This window comes from Bhargavaea sp. CC-171006 (genome assembly GCF_009761675.1).
GTDB lineage: Bacteria > Bacillota > Bacilli > Bacillales_A > Planococcaceae > Bhargavaea > Bhargavaea changchunensis.
The window spans coordinates 85,465-100,962 of sequence record NZ_QUZH01000012.1 but is presented as its reverse complement, the minus strand read 5'-3'; the positions used below and the strand labels follow the sequence as shown (position 1 = coordinate 100,962).

Sequence of the window (15,498 nt, the reverse complement as noted above, 5' to 3'; positions counted from 1 at the left end):
AAACCCGTATTTGCGGGCCGGGGAGGAGAACGCATGATTTTCGGAATGGATAGCGTCCCGATGTGGTTTTACGTCCTCGCAATCTGTGTGGTGATTTTGTTCATCCTCTTCGCCGAATGGTGGACAAGATGACAGGCGTGAAGATCCGGACGCCGAAACTCGCCAAGGTACTGCCGGGAATTTCATGGGAAGAGGCTTACGACGGGGAAGATGCTTCCGTCCGCTCGGTCTGCGTGGATGGCGGCACTGCAGTATCGGACGGCCGGGTGATCCTGGACGGCGCTTTGTTCAGGAAAACCGACTTCCGGGGCTTCCGGGCGCCTGCATCCGAACTGATGGATGTCGTGTTCGACGGGTGCGACCTGTCGAATGCGGACTTTTCCCGGTCTTCGCTGCACCGCTGTGAGTTCCGTGGCACGAAGCTGACCGGCGCCGTCTTCAGCGAATCGATGCTCCGGGACGTGCGCTTCACGGACTGCGCGGGGCGTTACTCAAGTTTCAACTTCTCAAAGCTGAGGAACGCGGCATTCGACGGCTGCGAGCTTGAGTCGGCAGATTTCGTCGACTGTTCGATGAAGGCTGTGGAATTCGGCAAAAACCGGCTGGACGACATCAGCTTTCTCGATACTGATCTTGACGGCATCGACCTGACGAAAACGGAATTCAGCCGGATCACGGTCACGCCGTCTAAACTCGCGGGCTGCAAGGTGACGCGTGAGCAGGCGATCGGGTTTGCCCGCACGTTCGGGCTGCTGGTGGAAGAAGACTGACCTGCTGGAGGAATATCAATGGAAGTTTTTAAAGAATATCTGATCAGCATCGACCATCCCGACCATCGGGAGCGGATGGAGGAACTGCTCGGCTGGGTGGCCGAAACATATCCGGAGCTCGAACCGGTGATCAAGTGGAACCAGCCGATGTTCACCCATCACGGCACATACATCATCGGCTTCAGCGTCGCCAAGAACCATCTGTCGGTCGCACCCGAGGAAGCGACGATGGTGAAGTTCGGGGAAGACATCGAATCATCCGGATTGACCTATACGAAGGGATTGGTCCGAATGCCGTGGAAAAAGGAAGTCGACTATGACCTGCTCAGGAAGTTCATCGAGTTCAACATTAAGGACAAGGCTGATTGCAATACGTTCTGGAGGCAGTAAGCACCTCGGATGTAAGAAAAAGAAATCCCCGTAATGCGGAGGAATTAAGGAAGGTGTTTTTAGGATGCTTAGTTTTCAAGAAAAAGAAGCCATCATCGCGAAATTCCCGGAACTGACCCGGAAAGAAGTGTCGATGGGGCGCTTAAACTACCATTATGAAGAATCTCTTCATGAAAAGAAAATCGTCGTGCGCCATCTGCACGAAAACGGCAACGGCTTCGTCTACGTCGGTAAGCTGCCGCAGTACGAAGCGGATAAAAAAGGATTCATCAACATCCGCGACTTCTCGTCAGAGGAGCTTGAAGAGGTCCTGTCGGAATCAGTCCGCTATCTTTCAACCGACCCTGCCGGAAAACCCGTCAATGAAGCGTGGGTGAACCGCGAGGGCACCGAGCTCCATCTGAAAGAGGAGAACGGCTACTTTAACCTGTACTACGGCGATAACCTTGAGGAAGGGTTCGACTCCGCAAAGGAAGCGCATCTATATCTGAAGGAAGATGGCTTCCGCCTGAAATCGGGAGGCGCCATGTAATGGACGGCAAGAAGTTCGTCTTTGTCTTCCTCACGATTTTCATCCTGGTCATCATCGGTGTCCTGCTCAGCTTCTGGGTGTTCTACCAGGTGGACCAGTGAGAGGCGCTCACTGTCCGTTCTGTGACCTTTCCATGATGGAAGGGCAGGAAGTCGTTCTGGAAAACAGCCTATGCAGGTTTCTCATGATGCCGCAGGAAGTGCTGAAAGGCTCCGGGGTGATTGTGCCGGTTGCCCACCGCGAGACGGTGTTCGACCTGACACCGGGGGAATGGCGGGCAACACAGGATCTGCTTGCAGAGGCGAAGGCGATGCTTGACCGGGAATACTCGCCGGACGGATATAATGTAGGCTGGAATTCGGGAGTGGCCGGCGGGCAGCACATCCGGCATGCCCATCTTCATGTTGTTCCGAGATTTGCCGATGAGCCGTATGCCGGAAAAGGAATCCGGCACTGGCTGAAAAGCCCGGACAACAGGAGACCGGACACTGAGATTAAACCACAATAATGGGCGCTTCCGTTTTTCGGAAGCGTCTTTTTAAGAGCAAGAAATGCAGGGGGGAGCACGATGGGGAACAATTCGAGAAAAACGGGCTTTTTCCTGGTCATCACGGGAGCGACACTTTGGGGAATCGGGGGCACCGTCGCGCAGAAGCTCTTCCAGCAGTACGGAATCGACGTTAACTGGCTCGTCACCACACGGCTCCTTATTGCCGGGCTTTTGCTTTTGGGTGTCCAGTTTCTGTTGAAAGACCGCTCCCAAATATTCGGCGTCTGGAAAGAAAAGCGGACAGGCGCCCAACTGATTGTGTTCGGGCTTCTTGGCATGCTTGCGGTTCAGTATACCTACATGGCTTCCATACGACACGGCAATGCCGCGGTGGCGACATTGCTGCAGTACCTGGCGCCGGTCATGATCATCTTCTACCTGGTCCTCCGCCGGCAGACGGTATTTCGACGGGAGGACTTGGTGACGGTTATCCTCGCGCTTAGCGGATGTTTTCTCCTGCTGACGAACGGCTCGCTTTCCGGCCTGTCCGTTCCGGCGCCGGCCATCATCTGGGGTGTGCTATCAGGGGTTTCGCTGGCGTTTTACACCCTGTATGCCATTCCGCTACTCGCACGGTTCGACTCTTTGGTCATCGTCGGGTGGGCGATGATCATCGGCGGCCTTGCGCTCAGTTTCATCCATCCGCCATGGCAGATCGACTGGTCGGGACTATCCATGGAAGCGCTCGGCTACATCGCTTTCATCATCATCTTCGGCACGATGATCGCCTTCTGGTTCTACATAGAAAGTCTCCAGAGCCTCCAGCCGAAGGAAACGAGCCTGCTCGGGAGCCTCGAGCCGCTGGCGGCCGTCCTGACCACGGTCTTCTGGCTGAATGAGCCATTCGGCGGGTTCCAGTGGGCCGGAACTGCCGCCATCATCGGCATGATTTTGTTCATGGTGTTCAGCAAGAAACCTGCGGCGGAGTAGCGGATAGTGGTGTGTTAGTATGGAGGAAAAAGGTGATCACCCGGGATATGGAGCGTCGTCTGACGAAGCATCGCAGTCCATGCCAATTCTTTGCTTGGCATCCTAAAGCTTTTCCGGATGATGACAACAAGGGGGCTGCAACATGAGATGGTCAATGGTTTTCTTATTTATCCTGATTGGTTCCTTTATTTTCGTACTGACAATTGATGGGATTGGGATGGCCGGAACACTGTTGAAAATCCTTCTGGGCATCGGCTGCTTTTACATTGCGGGCCTGTTCATTCCGGGGAAAAAGGAAAAACAGAAAAACAGCTGACCGTCAGAGGTCAGCTGTTTTCATTTGGATCTAAAATTGACGCCGCATTTTAAGTGCCTGCCGCTTTTTCAGCCCTTCTGCCAGCAGGTAAAAGCCGATGATGGAAAACGTCATCGCGAACAGCGCGGAAATCGGGATCCATTGGGCTGAATAGATGTCCTGCCGAAGGCTGCTCAAGAGCACGGGCCAGGCATCGGACGTTTCCACTGCCCGGTAACTTCTGTCCAATTGTGAAAAGAATTGCTGGTTGACGTAGATACCGATCACGCCCAATTGGACAAGCAGGATCATGGCGCGGCCTGCTTCCATCGGAGTCGTAATGAACAGTTCCCTTAAGAGGGACGGCCAGTAGTAATTCTTGAAAAGTGTCCATCTGCTGCCGCCATTCGTGATGGCGGCTTCCATGAATGTCTGTTTGCGCTGACGGTGCAGATTTTCATAAAACACCATGGCCAATCGGCCGACTTCGACTGCCGAGATGATGACGAGCACCCAGAAAGATCGATAATCGGAAAACATCACACCGGGAATGGCGAGTAAAATGCAGATAATGAAAATCGTCGGCATGAACGAGAAGATGGAGTTCCACAGATTCATCAGGAAGCGCAGTCCCTTAAAGTAAAATGCACCAACGGAAATAAGCAGGGCGGCCACGACACGAACAGCCACGATCACGGCGAGGATATAGAAGGTTTCCCTCGCACCGATGATCACCCTGGACCAGAGATCCACCCCTTTCCGGTCGGTTCCAAGGAAATACTCGTCGGATGGCGAGATGGGGGGCACGAGCAGCGCGCCTTCCGAATCTCTCAGGACGAGCGTCCGGTCCATTGTGCCATCGACCATTGGCAGATAGGGGCCGAATAAAATGAGGATCAGCACGGTGCCGCTCATGACAGATCCGATCCATAATGTCCGGTTCATCGTTCTTCCCCCAGTGGCGAAATGGCTGAACGCGCGATTCCTGAAACGATATTAAAGACCAGGATCACGACGGTAAATAAAAAGATATAGCCGATTTGCGCAATGATATTCGGGGAGACGAGTGCGCCGACGTAAAAAGTGGTCGAACTCCCGAGTGTGGTGTACATGTAATAAGCGGCGCCCTTATAGTCGGTGAACACCTCAACGATAAACAGATTGGATAGGGTGTAGAGGACCATCGTGTTGGAGTAGGCCAGTATTTTCGGCAGGCCGTTTTTCAGCATGTGGCGATACAGGATTTTCAGTTCCCCTGTCCCTTTCGAGCGCGCGGTCCGGATATAGTCGAGGCCCTGCTCGTTTTCAAGCGTCTTGAAAGTGATGTTGGCGATGAACATGACCGGATAGATCGACAGGTAAAGGATATTCATCAGTATATTGTCGATTTTGTCATGGCCGAACAGATCGATCTCCACCAGGCCGTAACCTTGAAGAAAGAGCACGGTCAACTGAATGAAGACGATGATGGCGATGTCCGGTACTGACAAAAAGCCGATGGTGACCGGCTGTCCGATGAACTTCGCCTTTGTTTTTCTTGTGTTGAAATCGAAAATCCCTTTCGCGATGCCGACGAAGAAACCGATTAGGATGGCCGGCATGAAAATGAGCATACTCCGTAAAAAGACGGAGGTGACCTGGTCCATGATCGGGCGGCCAGCTTCATCCGTCCCCAGACCTCCGGTTTCGTAGATATAAGTGAAGAAGGATTGGATATTGGAGACATGATTTTGAACCTGATAATCATAAGCGGCACCCATGAACATGCCGCCCCTTCCTTCCTCAAAAACAGTATCCATCGGTATCAGTAGCAGCAACACCAGGATTCCGAATGAGAACAGCCAGACGGCAGTCCGGAGTGAAATGGTTTTGATCAAAAAGAAACACCCCTGTATGTAAAAGGAACTATTTCATTAATTATACTACAAGTATATTTATAATTATCTATAAATTGGCGATATAAAATAAAAGCGGCTGCTCCGTAATCGGGCAAGCCGCTTTTGTCATGTTAGATATCACTTAATGCCAGTTCCCGGCCTTATAAGGTCCTTTCCGGAACGGCATCCACCAGTTCCATTTGCCGAACAGTTTCATGAGGCTCGGGACGAGGAGGAGGCGGATGATCGTAGCGTCAATGGCGACGGCGATCGCGATGCCGACGCCGATCTGCTTGACCGGCATGACTTCGGTGAACGCAAACGCGCCGGTGAGGACGATCATGATCAGTGCCGCGGACGTGATGATCTTGCTCGTTGCGGCAAGGCCTTCGACGGTTGCGCGGTCATTGTCGTAGTCCTTCGTGTATTCTTCCTGGATGCGGGAGATGAGAAACACTTCGTAGTCCATGCTGAGTCCGAAGACGAGGCTGAAGACAAGCACCGGGATGATCAGCGCGATCGTGCCGGCTTCCAGGCCGAAGTGGCCATACTGGAAGATGTAGACGAGCGCGCCGAACGCCGCGGACAGGCCGATGATGTTCATAAGGATCGCCTTCAGCGGAATCAGGACGGAGCGGAATGCAATCATCAGGATGATGTACGTCGAGACGATGATGATCGCGAGCACATAGCCGATCTTGTCCCAGATCTCATCAAAGATTTCCTGGTTGAACTTCGGATAGCCACCGACCGACAGGTTCCATTCGGTGTCTTTCTCAGCCCAGTCGCGTGCCCATTCCTGCGCTTCTGCCGATGCGCCTTCCGGCTTCAGCGTAACCGGCACGAGAAGAGAGTCGCCTTCAATGAAGGAATCCAGAAGAGGCTCGACGGCTGCGGCTGTTTCCGGCATCCGGGTGGCCTGCAGCCACGTGTCGGCATCTTCGATTTCGCCTTCGGTGAAGATGGTGGAGACTTCAGCGGTGCGGCTGTCATCAAGCAGGGCGTCCTGCAGTTTCTCGATTTCGCGGATGCCGTCTTCATCTTCCCAACCGCCCTCGCGCTCGGCAATGAGGTAGGCCGTGGAGTTCGACAGGCCGAATTCATCTTCGATCTTCTCGAACGCCTGGCGGGTGTCATTGGAAGCCGGGAGAGAGTCCATTTCCGGAATGGTCAGTTCCATGTCCTTCACCGGGATCATAAAAATCCCGAGGATGAGGAGGGCGCCGATTGTGACAAGAACGGGACGCTTAATGACACGTTCCGCAAACTTGCGCCAGCCGCTCGCGCCTTCCTCCTTCACTTTGAGGATGGTCCATTTGTTCAGACGATCGCCGAGGACGAGCAAAACAGACGGCAGGAGCGTAAGTGATGACAGGACGGCAAGCGACACAACCGCCATGCCTCCTACACCGATATTTTTGAACAGATCGATCTGTATGATGAACAGGGCACCAAGCCCGATGAACACGCAGAACGCCGAAAACAGGACGGAGCGCCCCGCGGTAAGGATCGTCGTCCGCACCGCATCCTCGACGGACTGCTTTTTCCGCTCCTCGCGGTAACGGTTGATGAACAGGAGCGAGAAGTCGATGCTGAGGGCAAGACCCAGCATCGGCACGATGTTCAGCATGAAGATGGACAGGTCCATCCACTGGCCGATCAGTGTCATTGTGCCGAATGTCGTGATGATCGTGGCGACCCCGACAAAGAACGGCACGAGTGCTGCGACGACCGAGCCGAATGCGAGCAGCAGAACAATCAAGGCAATCGGCAGCCCGATCGTTTCCGCTTTGACCAGGTCGCGCTGGCTTGCCTTATTGATGTCTTCGCTGATTGCGGTGCCGCCGGTCAGGACGGCACCGTCATGATCGGCCGTTTCCTGGATGGCCGACACCGCTGCGCTCATGTCCGTGTCTTCTTCAAAGTGAAGGAGGGCATAGGAGAGGTTCTCGGTGTAGAGGGAGTCGTCGTCCAATGGAGATACAATTTCTTCTGCGAGCCCCAGATTCTCCACATCCGAGACAGCAGTCCCGATTTCCTCATCGGTCATGTTTTCGAAGACGAGGAACATCGTTTCCGCCGGCAGGCCGAACTTGTCCGTCAGGCTGTCGGCCACTTGTTCATATTCGCCATCCATCCGGAAACCGTCTCCTTCGAGGACGCCCGGAAGCTTGATGGCCTGGAACGCCATGAAAGCGGCAATGACGATCCAGAGCGCGATGATCCACTTCGGGAACCGGATGACGAGATTTGCTAGCGTGCGCAAAAGGCTTCTTCCTTTCAGGTCAATCATAGATTGTTTTTCTCCAATAGTTTACATGAGAGGAAGAGGATTTGTCGTGTGGGAAGGGCGGTAAAGAGACGGTTATCGGCCGGCTCGTTTTGCGAAATGAGATAAGAGTACAATCCGGATCATTTCGGGTCGTATACAAAAAAACGCACCCCGTTTGCGGGATGCGTTCAAGTGAATTTATTGCGGGGTGACGGCCAGGATGCGTTCTTCCACCTGGTCTGCCACTTCTTCGATCGAGATGCCGAGGGCCATCGAGAGTTCCCTGAACAAAATCGATTGGACATGAGTCAGGATTCTGCGGTCCTGATCATAAATCTTCTGGTCGGTGTTGAGTTTCTTGTCCATGAGTGCGCCGGCCACTTCAGCGATCTTCTGCCGGTCGCCTGACTGGACAAGGGCCTGGTAGGCGCGTGCCCGGTGTTTCGGATCATCGACCCAATCAATGCCGGGTTTTCCGAATACGTCCATCAGTTCCAGGGCTTCTTCCCGGTTCAACGTCCTCATGATCCGCTTTTTCTTGCCGTCCACCGGCGTGCTGATTTTCAGCGTCTGTTCTCCAAGCGGGTGGAGTACATAATAAAGCCGGGTTTCGCCAAACAGATCCTTCTTGCAAATGTCATCGATTTTGCACAGTCCGTGCTCGGAATAGATGACGACGTCACCGATCTCAAACATCCGCATGGCCTCCTCATGGCATATTGTCAACTAAGTTTACATTCATTGTAACGCTGATTGCGCATTTTGTCAAGTCAGTTGACAATATGCCTGCGGCTTGTCATGATAATCCCGTTATGAAACCGGATATGGAAAGGAAGGGTCAGGATGCCTGAATTGAGCGGACTGGACTTGATTGATCTGCTTGGAGAGCGGCATTTCGGCCTTCGGCGGCTCGCGGAGGAACTATGGAATGAGCGTGGAGACATGGCAATTTCAAACTCTGAATGGTTCCTCATGGCGAGGATCGGAACTGGCGGGCCGACCATCGCAGAGGTAGGCCGGCAGGTGGATATCACTCGCCAGGCGACTCACAAGCTGATCCGCAAAATGTCGGACAAGGGGCTCGTGGAAGTGTCCGACGATGATCGGAACAAAAAAGTGAAGCGCGTGCGCCTGACGAAGTTTGGGCATGAGTGCTATCAACATAATGAAAACCTGAAAGCGGAACTGGAGGCACGGATAGCCGAAGCCATCGGATCTGACAAGGTGGCGGCGCTGAAGGAGATCCTTTCAATGGATTGGGAGCTGGGAAACAGGGAATTGTAAGGAAGAGAATCAAAGATGGCAGGAGGGAATCCGATTGAGGAATCTGTCAACGGCCGAGAAGGTTCTTTTCGGGATTGCTCTGGTGATCCTGGTGGCTTCCATATTTGATCGCGACTTGTTCCGCTTCATGTTTCTCGCATTCGCACTTGCCTTTGTCTACCGGGTGATCCGGCCGAAAGAAGGGGAGAAGCGGGGATGGAACCTGCTGATTGTGGCGCTGCTTCTGATGGGCTTCTTGCTGGCCAATCCCCGGTAACACAAAAAAACGCCGTCTCCCGGAGGAGACGGCGTTTTTAGCAGTCGTTAAATGGATTACATTTTTACGACGTTCGCAGCTTGAAGACCGCGTGGGCCTTCTTCGATTTCGAATTCTACTTCTTGACCTTCATCAAGGGACTTGAACCCGTCTTGCTGGATAGCGGAGAAGTGTACGAATACATCGTCGCCATCTTCGCGCTCGATGAAACCGAAGCCCTTTTCTGCGTTAAACCATTTTACTTTACCTTGTTCCATGTTTGTTTCCTCCTTGCGTGCCATCGTCCGGCACACGTGTGTTACTATCCTTGCTCAAGTCTTGATGTGTCAGGATGAAGAGAATTCCACCCGAACGTCATTGCCGAACAAAAATAATTCTTCTACATCATAACAGCCCATCCAGATCATTGCAAGTGAAATGCCGAAGAGTTCGAGAAGACAGACCTCTGTCTTCTAATCGCCTATATTTGAGAAAAATTTGAAACCTTTTCAATCCTTGTGCGTAGTACAGGTAAGCAAACAGAGGGGGTGGGGAGGATGAATGTGTTCGGGCTGCCGGTGGAGCAGCTGTATCTGATCGTCCTGGTCGTAGCCGGTCTGGCAACCGTTCTTTATCTGTTTTTTGGTGATGTAGCGGACGGTGCCGGGGAGGCGCTGCCTTTCCTGAATCCGGCGGTGATCCTTGCGTTCGTTACCTTCATGTCGGCTTCCGGGTTCATCTTCGAGAACGTGACGGGGATGGGCAGTGTGCCGATCCTGATGGTTTCGGCCGGAATTTCAGCGGTGCTGTCGTTTCTTCTTTATTTCTTTGTTCTTCTGCCGCTCCGGTCCGCCGAGGCGTCAACCGCCTACACCGAGGAGTCGCTCCTCGGACAGGTCGGCCGCGTGATCACGCCGGTCCCGGAAGACGGTTTCGGGGAAGTCGTCATCGAGACGGTGAACGGCCTCATCTCCAAACGGGCGGCGGGTCTGGAAAATGCCGCAATCGGCTATGACCGGGAAGTGCTCATCATCGAGATCCGGGATGGCACGCTCATCGTGAAGGAGTACGAGCCGTTCCGCTTCAAAGAATTGTCTTGAACATCTCCTCAGCTGTTCTGCTTGATATCTGAAAAAAGGGGGCAACAAAAATGGTTTGGATTGCAGTCGGGATTGTAGCATTTGTGCTTCTGGCCATCATCGGGGTCTATGTGACGCGCTACCGCACCGCGGGGCCGGACGAGGCGCTGATCGTCACGGGAAGTTATCTCGGTTCGAAAACTGTGCACACGGATGAAGCGGGCAACAAGATCAAGATCATCCGCGGAGGCGGAACGTTCGTCTTCCCGGTGTTCCAGCAGGCGGAGCCGCTCAGTTTGCTCTCGAGCAAGCTCGAAGTGACGACGCCGGAAGTTTACACCGAGCAGGGCGTGCCGGTCATGGCAGACGGCACGGCGATCATCAAGATCGGCGGCTCGATCTCCGAGATCGCGACGGCCGCCGAGCAATTCCTCGGTAAAGCTAAGGAAGACCGCGAAAACGAAGCGAAGGAAGTGCTGGAAGGTCACCTCCGCTCGATCCTCGGTTCGATGACCGTCGAGGAAATCTACAAGAACCGTGATAAGTTCTCCCAGGAAGTCCAGCGCGTCGCTTCACACGATCTGGCGAAAATGGGCCTCGTGATTGTTTCCTTTACTATTAAAGATGTACGCGATAAAAACGGCTACCTCGACTCGCTCGGGAAGCCGCGGATCGCCCAGGTCAAACGCGATGCAGATATCGCGACGGCTGAAGCGGAAAAGGAAACACGCATCAAGCGCGCCGAAGCCGACAAGGAAGCCAAGCAGGCGGAACTGTTCCGCGCGACTGAAATCGCCGAATCCGAGAAGGATAATCAGCTGAAAGTCGCGGAATACCGCCGAGAGCAGGACGTCGCCAAAGCGCGCGCCGACCAGGCGTACGAACTGGAATCCGCACGCGCCAAGCAGGAGGTCACCGAGCAGGAGATGCAAGTGCGCATCATCGAACGCCAGAAGCAGATCGAGCTCGAGGAAAAGGAAATCCTCCGTCGTGAGAGACAGTACGACTCGGAAGTGAAGAAGAAAGCCGACGCCGACCGCTACGCCATCGAGCAAAACGCGGCAGCCGACAAGGCGAAGCAGCTCGCGGAAGCGGACGCCGAGAAATACCGCATCGAAGCGCGTGCGAAAGCCGACGCCGAAAAGATCCGGCTCGACGGGATTGCCAAAGCCGAATCAGAGCGCGCGCAGGGTGAATCGGAAGCGGACGTTATCCGCCTGAAGGGTCTTGCCGAGGCGGAAGCCAAACGCAAGATTGCCGAAGCGTTCGAGCAGTACGGCCAGGCCGCTGTGCTCGACATGATCGTCCGGATGCTTCCGGAATACGCGAAAAACGTGGCGACTCCGCTCAGCAACATCGACAAGCTGACGGTCGTCGACACGGGCAGCGGCGAAGGCGGCGGCGCCAACCGTGTCGCGGGCTATGCCACCGGCCTCATGACGAGCCTGCAGGAATCGCTCAAGGCGAGCTCCGGCATCGACGTGAAGGAAATGCTAGAGAACTACTCCGGCAAGCACAACCTGCGCCCTAGTCTTGATGACATCGCGTTTGAGATGAAGGAGAAGAGGGAGAAGAAGGAAGTGCCTGTATCTGAAGCTGCGGATGAGGAATCCCCGACGGAAGATGTGGAGCAGGTGGAAGTTTGATGAAATGAATAAAACCCGGATCAGGCCTTTTGGGAGGCGCGGATCCGGGTTCGTTTTATTCCCTGAACTTCAGAATGATATAGCGGATCAAAGTAAAGAAGGCCATTAGCATTAAAAGGGATATGAGGATGCCAATCGGGCTAAAACTAGAGATCATAACGTACCTCCTTATCAGAGAAAGCTCTGGATCAGCGGCGGTATCAGGATGACAGCCGCTATTGAAACGACAAAAGCAACAGTCCGATTCTGTTTTAGTGAAACAATGAGAAGGATAAGGCCGGTGACGGTCATCGCAAGAAGAACGAGACCGGAGGCGAAATACCCTTGTTCAGAGGAAAGCGGGATGCTGACCATGCTTGAGTTCGAGCCTGCAAAATGGCCGAGACGTGTGAGGATGATGTTCAGGCTGATGCCTGCCACAAGAAGCAGGAAGGATGTCATGAAAAGGCGCCGGTTGGAAATCACAGAACAACTTCCTCCTTTTTTATCCATTTTATCTGATCGGAGTGTCGGACGCATCAGGAACTTTTACTGCGGTTTTAGAATAAACTGAACCGTGGTATACTAAAATCAGAAAAGCCATCCGGCGGCAACCGGATGGCCCAGCAACACGGCGCTCAGAGAAGCTGCCCGCAGTCAGCGAATCAGAAAATGACCCCCTTAGCGAGCCGTCAACTCAGGTCAGGGGGTCATTTTTTGTGTGTTGATTCCATAATGGCGACAACCAAAGCCGCAAAAGCCACTGCGAACATCAGCGTTTCATATATGGACACAGGCCTCACCCCCTCTCTGTCGGGGAGTGGGGCAGACCACCCTGCGCAAACCGTGCTGCTGTTCGTTTATTTTAACATGCTGACATTCATTCGCCCCTGCTCCGGAAGAATCATTTCCGTGCAGGGATTTTTTTGATGGCGTACTGGTGCGCTGGCTGATGCTTGCGATCACTCTGTTTGCCCGCGAACACCCACGCCCGCTGGATGAGGAAACCTGCAATGAACAGGCCAAAATCGACGAGGACCTTCAGCATCGTTTCATTCATGAACCTGAACAGGAAGTGGATAGCGGTGACGAGCGCGGCGGATGCCGCCATGTTGAAGAGGGCGAGTGCCGCATACTTCAGGAATGAATTTTTTGATCCGGATTTGAAGACGAGACGCCGGTTGACGGTATAGTTGAACACCGCGGACATCGTTCGGGCTATGACGGTTGCAAATGTGATATACATGACCGGTGAATCGTCCTCGAGCCACCTCGAGAACACCCAGAACAGGCCGATGTCGATGGCGAAAGAGGCGACGGCCGAGAGGGTGAACCAGCTGAAGGTGCGGTACGTCTCTTTTCGGATTCTTTTCATGGCCGCACCTCCTTTTTTAATGTTCCATACCCTTGGGGTGCTCGGATGAACCGGGGCGGGAATGTGTAATTTCCCAACGTCAATGTGTAATCTCGCGGACTGATTGTGTAATCTCGGCCGGCCAATGTGAAGACTCGCCTTCTGGCCTTAAGAAAATCTTCATTTTCCCCCTCCGTAATCCTTCAGATTCTCCCTCTATACTGAAATCACTAACCACTTATTGGAGGAATGAACATGATTGAAGTGAAGGGGCTGTCCCACTCGTTCCGGGTCGGCAAGAAGGGGAAGGAGACGGAAGTGCCCGTCTTAAAAGAGCTGTCACTGAAAGCGCGGGACGGGGAAATCGTGTCAATCGTCGGGCGGAGCGGGTCGGGGAAGTCGACACTTCTTCATATCCTGGCGGGATTCCTGCAGCCGGATGCGGGGCGGGTACTTGTCGACGGCACAGATCTCACCTCGATGAGTGAAGCGCAACGGGCGGCGTTCCGGCTGGACCGGTTCGGATTCGTCTTTCAGAACTTCCAGCTGATGCCCGGGCTGACGGCATTCGAGAATATCGAATTACCACTGACGCTGAAGGGCGTGCCGGCGGCCGAGCGCAAGCGGAAAGTGGAGGAGTTGCTGGAAAGCACCGGACTCACGGAAATCCGCGGACATTATCCGAACGAGCTGTCGGGCGGACAGCAGCAGCGGGTCGGCATCGCGCGAGCCCTCATTACCGAGCCGCCGGTCATCTTCGCCGATGAGCCGACGGGCAGCCTCGATTCCGAAACCGAACAGGATATCCTGAACCTGATTCTTTCATTGAATAAGAAGTACGGCATCACATTCGTCATCATCACTCATGACGACGAGGTCGCGGCCATTGCCAAGCGCCAGTACCGGATGCACGACGGCGAGCTTACGGAAGGGGGCCTCCGCCATGTCGTTTAAGGATCAGATTGCATTTGTCCGCCAGCATATCCGGCGGAACCGGCTCCGGGTGTTCATGACTGTGCTGGCTGCGACGATGGGGACGGCGTTCCTGATCGTCCTTGCGTCGGTCGGCTTTGGGCTGCAGAAGACGATCAAGGACGATATCCTGTCGAACCAGATGGTGACGCAGATCGAAGTGTACAGCGAAGACATGACGGACGCGAAAGCTGACGCGATGAAGAAGATCGATCATGTCGAGGCGGTCGTCCACCGAAAATCGCTGGTGCCGATGGCTATGGGCGAACTGGAAGGCCATACCGGCAGCATGAACACATACTTCACGGACTTCGGTGATGAACAGGCATCCGGCTTCAAGCTTGCGGAAGGTCGGTTCCCGGAAAAGCCTGGCGAAGTGATTGTCGGTTCTCAGTTCGCAGCGCAACTGATTGACGAAAGCGTGGAAGTGGAGGAAGGCGAAGAACCGGCCTCTTATGAAGGAAAGGTCATTGGCCAAACATTTGCGTTTTCATTCGAAGGGGAGAATGACGAAACCGCCTCGAAGACATGGCCGTTTACAATCGTCGGTGTCAAAGAAGCTCCGGGCAAGGACTGGGCGTTCGATGGTTACCTCTACCTGGATGAATCGTTCATGGAAGAGATGGAGTCGGCTTATATTGCAGCTTCTTCGGATAACGAACAGGAGGATATGTCATTCACGAACAGCTCGGTGAATGTGTATGCTGATGACCTGGCGAACGTAAAGGCCATCACGCAGACGCTGAAGGACGATGGGTACGCAGTTTACTCGGTCTCTGAGGAGATCGAACAGATTGATGTCTTCTTCCTCGCGCTGAAGGCTGGACTGATCTTTGTCGGAACGATTGCAATCCTGATCGCCTCAATCGGCATCTTTAACACGATGACGATGGCGGTCACGGAACGGACGCGTGAAATCGGCGTCATGAAAGCACTCGGTGCCGGACCTAAACTGATTCAGCGGCTGTTCCTGATGGAAAGCGCATGGATCGGGCTTGTCGGTACGGTCATTGCGGTCGTGATTTCCTATGGCGTAAGCTTCGCGGCCAATGCAATTCTTCCGATTGTAGTGGACGCTGCGCTAGGCGGGGAAACTGGAGACTCGTTCAAAGTGACATTCTCCGTCATCCCATGGCAGCTCGTCCTGATCGCCTCCGCAATTTCACTGACTGTCGCCATGATCTCCGGCTGGCGTCCGGCACGAAAGGCGACGAAGACGGACGTCATCGGTGCGCTGCGGCATGAGCTTTGAGGGATAAGCGGTTACCCAATAAATGAAACAGGCATCCGAGCTGAGTCGGATGCCTTTCCTATGTAAGGGCCTGCCTGCCGT

The 15,498-nt window shown here is 54.0% G+C and carries 19 protein-coding genes; 12 read left to right on the top strand and 7 right to left on the bottom strand.

Annotated features, from left to right (window positions below; translation table 11 throughout):
* Positions 1-128: 128 nt before the first annotated feature.
* The 6 genes from DZC51_RS05075 to DZC51_RS05050 all read left to right on the top strand — a co-directional run bounded on the left by DZC51_RS05075 (position 129) and on the right by DZC51_RS05050 (position 3,488).
* Positions 129-770 carry a pentapeptide repeat-containing protein gene (locus DZC51_RS05075; RefSeq protein WP_157294292.1) on the top strand — a complete coding sequence of 214 codons (642 nt, stop codon included), beginning with the start codon at positions 129-131 and terminating at the stop codon, positions 768-770.
* An 18-nt stretch (positions 771-788) separates the two neighbouring features.
* On the top strand, positions 789-1,160 hold the full coding sequence (locus DZC51_RS05070) for an iron chaperone (RefSeq protein WP_157294291.1): 372 nt from the start codon (positions 789-791) through the stop codon (positions 1,158-1,160).
* 64 nt (positions 1,161-1,224) lie between these two features.
* Entirely contained in the window at positions 1,225-1,692 is a 468-nt protein-coding gene (locus DZC51_RS05065; protein WP_157294290.1) for a hypothetical protein, read from the top strand.
* A gap of 133 nt (positions 1,693-1,825) precedes the next feature.
* Positions 1,826-2,200 carry an HIT family protein gene (locus tag DZC51_RS05060; protein ID WP_157294366.1) on the top strand — a complete coding sequence of 125 codons (375 nt, stop codon included), beginning with the start codon at positions 1,826-1,828 and terminating at the stop codon, positions 2,198-2,200.
* Between the two features lie 60 nt (positions 2,201-2,260).
* A complete protein-coding gene (locus DZC51_RS05055) occupies positions 2,261-3,172 on the top strand; it encodes an EamA family transporter (protein ID WP_157294289.1) in 912 nt (303 codons plus the stop codon).
* A 142-nt stretch (positions 3,173-3,314) separates the two neighbouring features.
* Positions 3,315-3,488, top strand: coding sequence for a hypothetical protein (locus DZC51_RS05050; RefSeq protein ID WP_157294288.1), 174 nt, complete (start codon positions 3,315-3,317; stop codon positions 3,486-3,488).
* Between the two features lie 30 nt (positions 3,489-3,518).
* Here DZC51_RS05050 and DZC51_RS05045 read toward each other — a convergent pair whose 3' ends face one another.
* From DZC51_RS05045 to DZC51_RS05030, 4 genes are all read right to left on the bottom strand, one after another.
* Positions 3,519-4,412 (bottom strand): ABC transporter permease subunit, encoded by an 894-nt coding sequence (locus tag DZC51_RS05045; protein WP_157294287.1) that lies wholly within the window; start codon positions 4,410-4,412, stop codon positions 3,519-3,521.
* Complete coding sequence (locus tag DZC51_RS05040; RefSeq protein WP_157294286.1) at positions 4,409-5,344, bottom strand: ABC transporter permease subunit; 936 nt, start codon at positions 5,342-5,344, stop codon at positions 4,409-4,411. Before DZC51_RS05040 ends, DZC51_RS05045 begins: the two co-directional genes overlap by 4 nt.
* Before the next feature lie 142 nt (positions 5,345-5,486).
* Complete coding sequence (locus tag DZC51_RS05035) at positions 5,487-7,637, bottom strand: MMPL family transporter (RefSeq protein ID WP_157294285.1); 2,151 nt, start codon at positions 7,635-7,637, stop codon at positions 5,487-5,489.
* 177 nt (positions 7,638-7,814) lie between these two features.
* Entirely contained in the window at positions 7,815-8,312 is a 498-nt protein-coding gene (locus DZC51_RS05030) for a CarD family transcriptional regulator (RefSeq protein ID WP_157294284.1), read from the bottom strand.
* A 147-nt stretch (positions 8,313-8,459) separates the two neighbouring features.
* Here DZC51_RS05030 and DZC51_RS05025 point away from each other — a divergent pair, with 147 nt between their 5' ends.
* Together DZC51_RS05025 and DZC51_RS05020 are read left to right on the top strand one after the other, a co-directional pair.
* A complete protein-coding gene (locus DZC51_RS05025; protein ID WP_157294283.1) occupies positions 8,460-8,900 on the top strand; it encodes a MarR family winged helix-turn-helix transcriptional regulator in 441 nt (146 codons plus the stop codon).
* A 34-nt stretch (positions 8,901-8,934) separates the two neighbouring features.
* Complete coding sequence (locus tag DZC51_RS05020; protein ID WP_157294282.1) at positions 8,935-9,156, top strand: hypothetical protein; 222 nt, start codon at positions 8,935-8,937, stop codon at positions 9,154-9,156.
* Between the two features lie 56 nt (positions 9,157-9,212).
* Here the strand turns inward: DZC51_RS05020 and DZC51_RS05015 are convergent, their stop codons facing one another.
* Positions 9,213-9,413 (bottom strand): cold-shock protein, encoded by a 201-nt coding sequence (locus DZC51_RS05015; RefSeq protein ID WP_008297547.1) that lies wholly within the window; start codon positions 9,411-9,413, stop codon positions 9,213-9,215.
* A gap of 279 nt (positions 9,414-9,692) precedes the next feature.
* On the opposite strand from DZC51_RS05015, the gene DZC51_RS05010 reads away from it, so the two are divergent.
* Both DZC51_RS05010 and DZC51_RS05005 read left to right on the top strand, forming a co-directional pair.
* Positions 9,693-10,235 carry an NfeD family protein gene (locus tag DZC51_RS05010; protein WP_157294281.1) on the top strand — a complete coding sequence of 181 codons (543 nt, stop codon included), beginning with the start codon at positions 9,693-9,695 and terminating at the stop codon, positions 10,233-10,235.
* Between the two features lie 50 nt (positions 10,236-10,285).
* A complete protein-coding gene (locus DZC51_RS05005; RefSeq protein ID WP_157294280.1) occupies positions 10,286-11,860 on the top strand; it encodes a flotillin lipid rafts scaffold protein FloT in 1,575 nt (524 codons plus the stop codon).
* 171 nt (positions 11,861-12,031) lie between these two features.
* Here the strand turns inward: DZC51_RS05005 and DZC51_RS05000 are convergent, their stop codons facing one another.
* Positions 12,032-12,325 carry a hypothetical protein gene (locus DZC51_RS05000; protein WP_157294279.1) on the bottom strand — a complete coding sequence of 98 codons (294 nt, stop codon included), beginning with the start codon at positions 12,323-12,325 and terminating at the stop codon, positions 12,032-12,034.
* A gap of 418 nt (positions 12,326-12,743) precedes the next feature.
* A complete protein-coding gene (locus DZC51_RS04995; RefSeq protein WP_157294278.1) occupies positions 12,744-13,214 on the bottom strand; it encodes a GtrA family protein in 471 nt (156 codons plus the stop codon).
* Between the two features lie 234 nt (positions 13,215-13,448).
* Between DZC51_RS04995 and DZC51_RS04990 the strand changes: the two genes are divergently transcribed.
* Positions 13,449-14,147: an ABC transporter ATP-binding protein gene (locus DZC51_RS04990; protein ID WP_157294277.1), complete on the top strand. Its 699-nt coding sequence runs from the start codon at positions 13,449-13,451 to the stop codon at positions 14,145-14,147.
* Positions 14,137-15,417 carry an ABC transporter permease gene (locus DZC51_RS04985; protein WP_157294276.1) on the top strand — a complete coding sequence of 427 codons (1,281 nt, stop codon included), beginning with the start codon at positions 14,137-14,139 and terminating at the stop codon, positions 15,415-15,417. The genes DZC51_RS04990 and DZC51_RS04985 overlap by 11 nt, the downstream gene beginning before the upstream one ends.
* Positions 15,418-15,498 lie beyond the last annotated feature (81 nt).

What these genes read in the sequence shown, in the direction of transcription:
- DZC51_RS05070 (WP_157294291.1), top strand. Translation starts at nt 789, where the DNA reads ATGGAAGTTTTTAAAGAATATCTGATCAGCATCGACCATCCCGACCAT.
- DZC51_RS05055 (WP_157294289.1), top strand. Translation starts at nt 2,261, where the DNA reads ATGGGGAACAATTCGAGAAAAACGGGCTTTTTCCTGGTCATCACGGGA.
- DZC51_RS05065 (WP_157294290.1), top strand. Translation starts at nt 1,225, where the DNA reads ATGCTTAGTTTTCAAGAAAAAGAAGCCATCATCGCGAAATTCCCGGAA.
- DZC51_RS05075 (WP_157294292.1), top strand. Translation starts at nt 129, where the DNA reads ATGACAGGCGTGAAGATCCGGACGCCGAAACTCGCCAAGGTACTGCCG.
- DZC51_RS04995 (WP_157294278.1), bottom strand. Translation starts at nt 13,214, where the DNA reads ATGAAAAGAATCCGAAAAGAGACGTACCGCACCTTCAGCTGGTTCACC.
- DZC51_RS05010 (WP_157294281.1), top strand. Translation starts at nt 9,693, where the DNA reads ATGAATGTGTTCGGGCTGCCGGTGGAGCAGCTGTATCTGATCGTCCTG.
- DZC51_RS05025 (WP_157294283.1), top strand. Translation starts at nt 8,460, where the DNA reads ATGCCTGAATTGAGCGGACTGGACTTGATTGATCTGCTTGGAGAGCGG.
- DZC51_RS05030 (WP_157294284.1), bottom strand. Translation starts at nt 8,312, where the DNA reads ATGTTTGAGATCGGTGACGTCGTCATCTATTCCGAGCACGGACTGTGC.
- DZC51_RS05050 (WP_157294288.1), top strand. Translation starts at nt 3,315, where the DNA reads ATGAGATGGTCAATGGTTTTCTTATTTATCCTGATTGGTTCCTTTATT.
- DZC51_RS05045 (WP_157294287.1), bottom strand. Translation starts at nt 4,412, where the DNA reads ATGAACCGGACATTATGGATCGGATCTGTCATGAGCGGCACCGTGCTG.
- DZC51_RS04985 (WP_157294276.1), top strand. Translation starts at nt 14,137, where the DNA reads ATGTCGTTTAAGGATCAGATTGCATTTGTCCGCCAGCATATCCGGCGG.
- DZC51_RS04990 (WP_157294277.1), top strand. Translation starts at nt 13,449, where the DNA reads ATGATTGAAGTGAAGGGGCTGTCCCACTCGTTCCGGGTCGGCAAGAAG.
- DZC51_RS05035 (WP_157294285.1), bottom strand. Translation starts at nt 7,637, where the DNA reads ATGATTGACCTGAAAGGAAGAAGCCTTTTGCGCACGCTAGCAAATCTC.
- DZC51_RS05015 (WP_008297547.1), bottom strand. Translation starts at nt 9,413, where the DNA reads ATGGAACAAGGTAAAGTAAAATGGTTTAACGCAGAAAAGGGCTTCGGT.
- DZC51_RS05060 (WP_157294366.1), top strand. Translation starts at nt 1,826, where the DNA reads ATGATGGAAGGGCAGGAAGTCGTTCTGGAAAACAGCCTATGCAGGTTT.
- DZC51_RS05005 (WP_157294280.1), top strand. Translation starts at nt 10,286, where the DNA reads ATGGTTTGGATTGCAGTCGGGATTGTAGCATTTGTGCTTCTGGCCATC.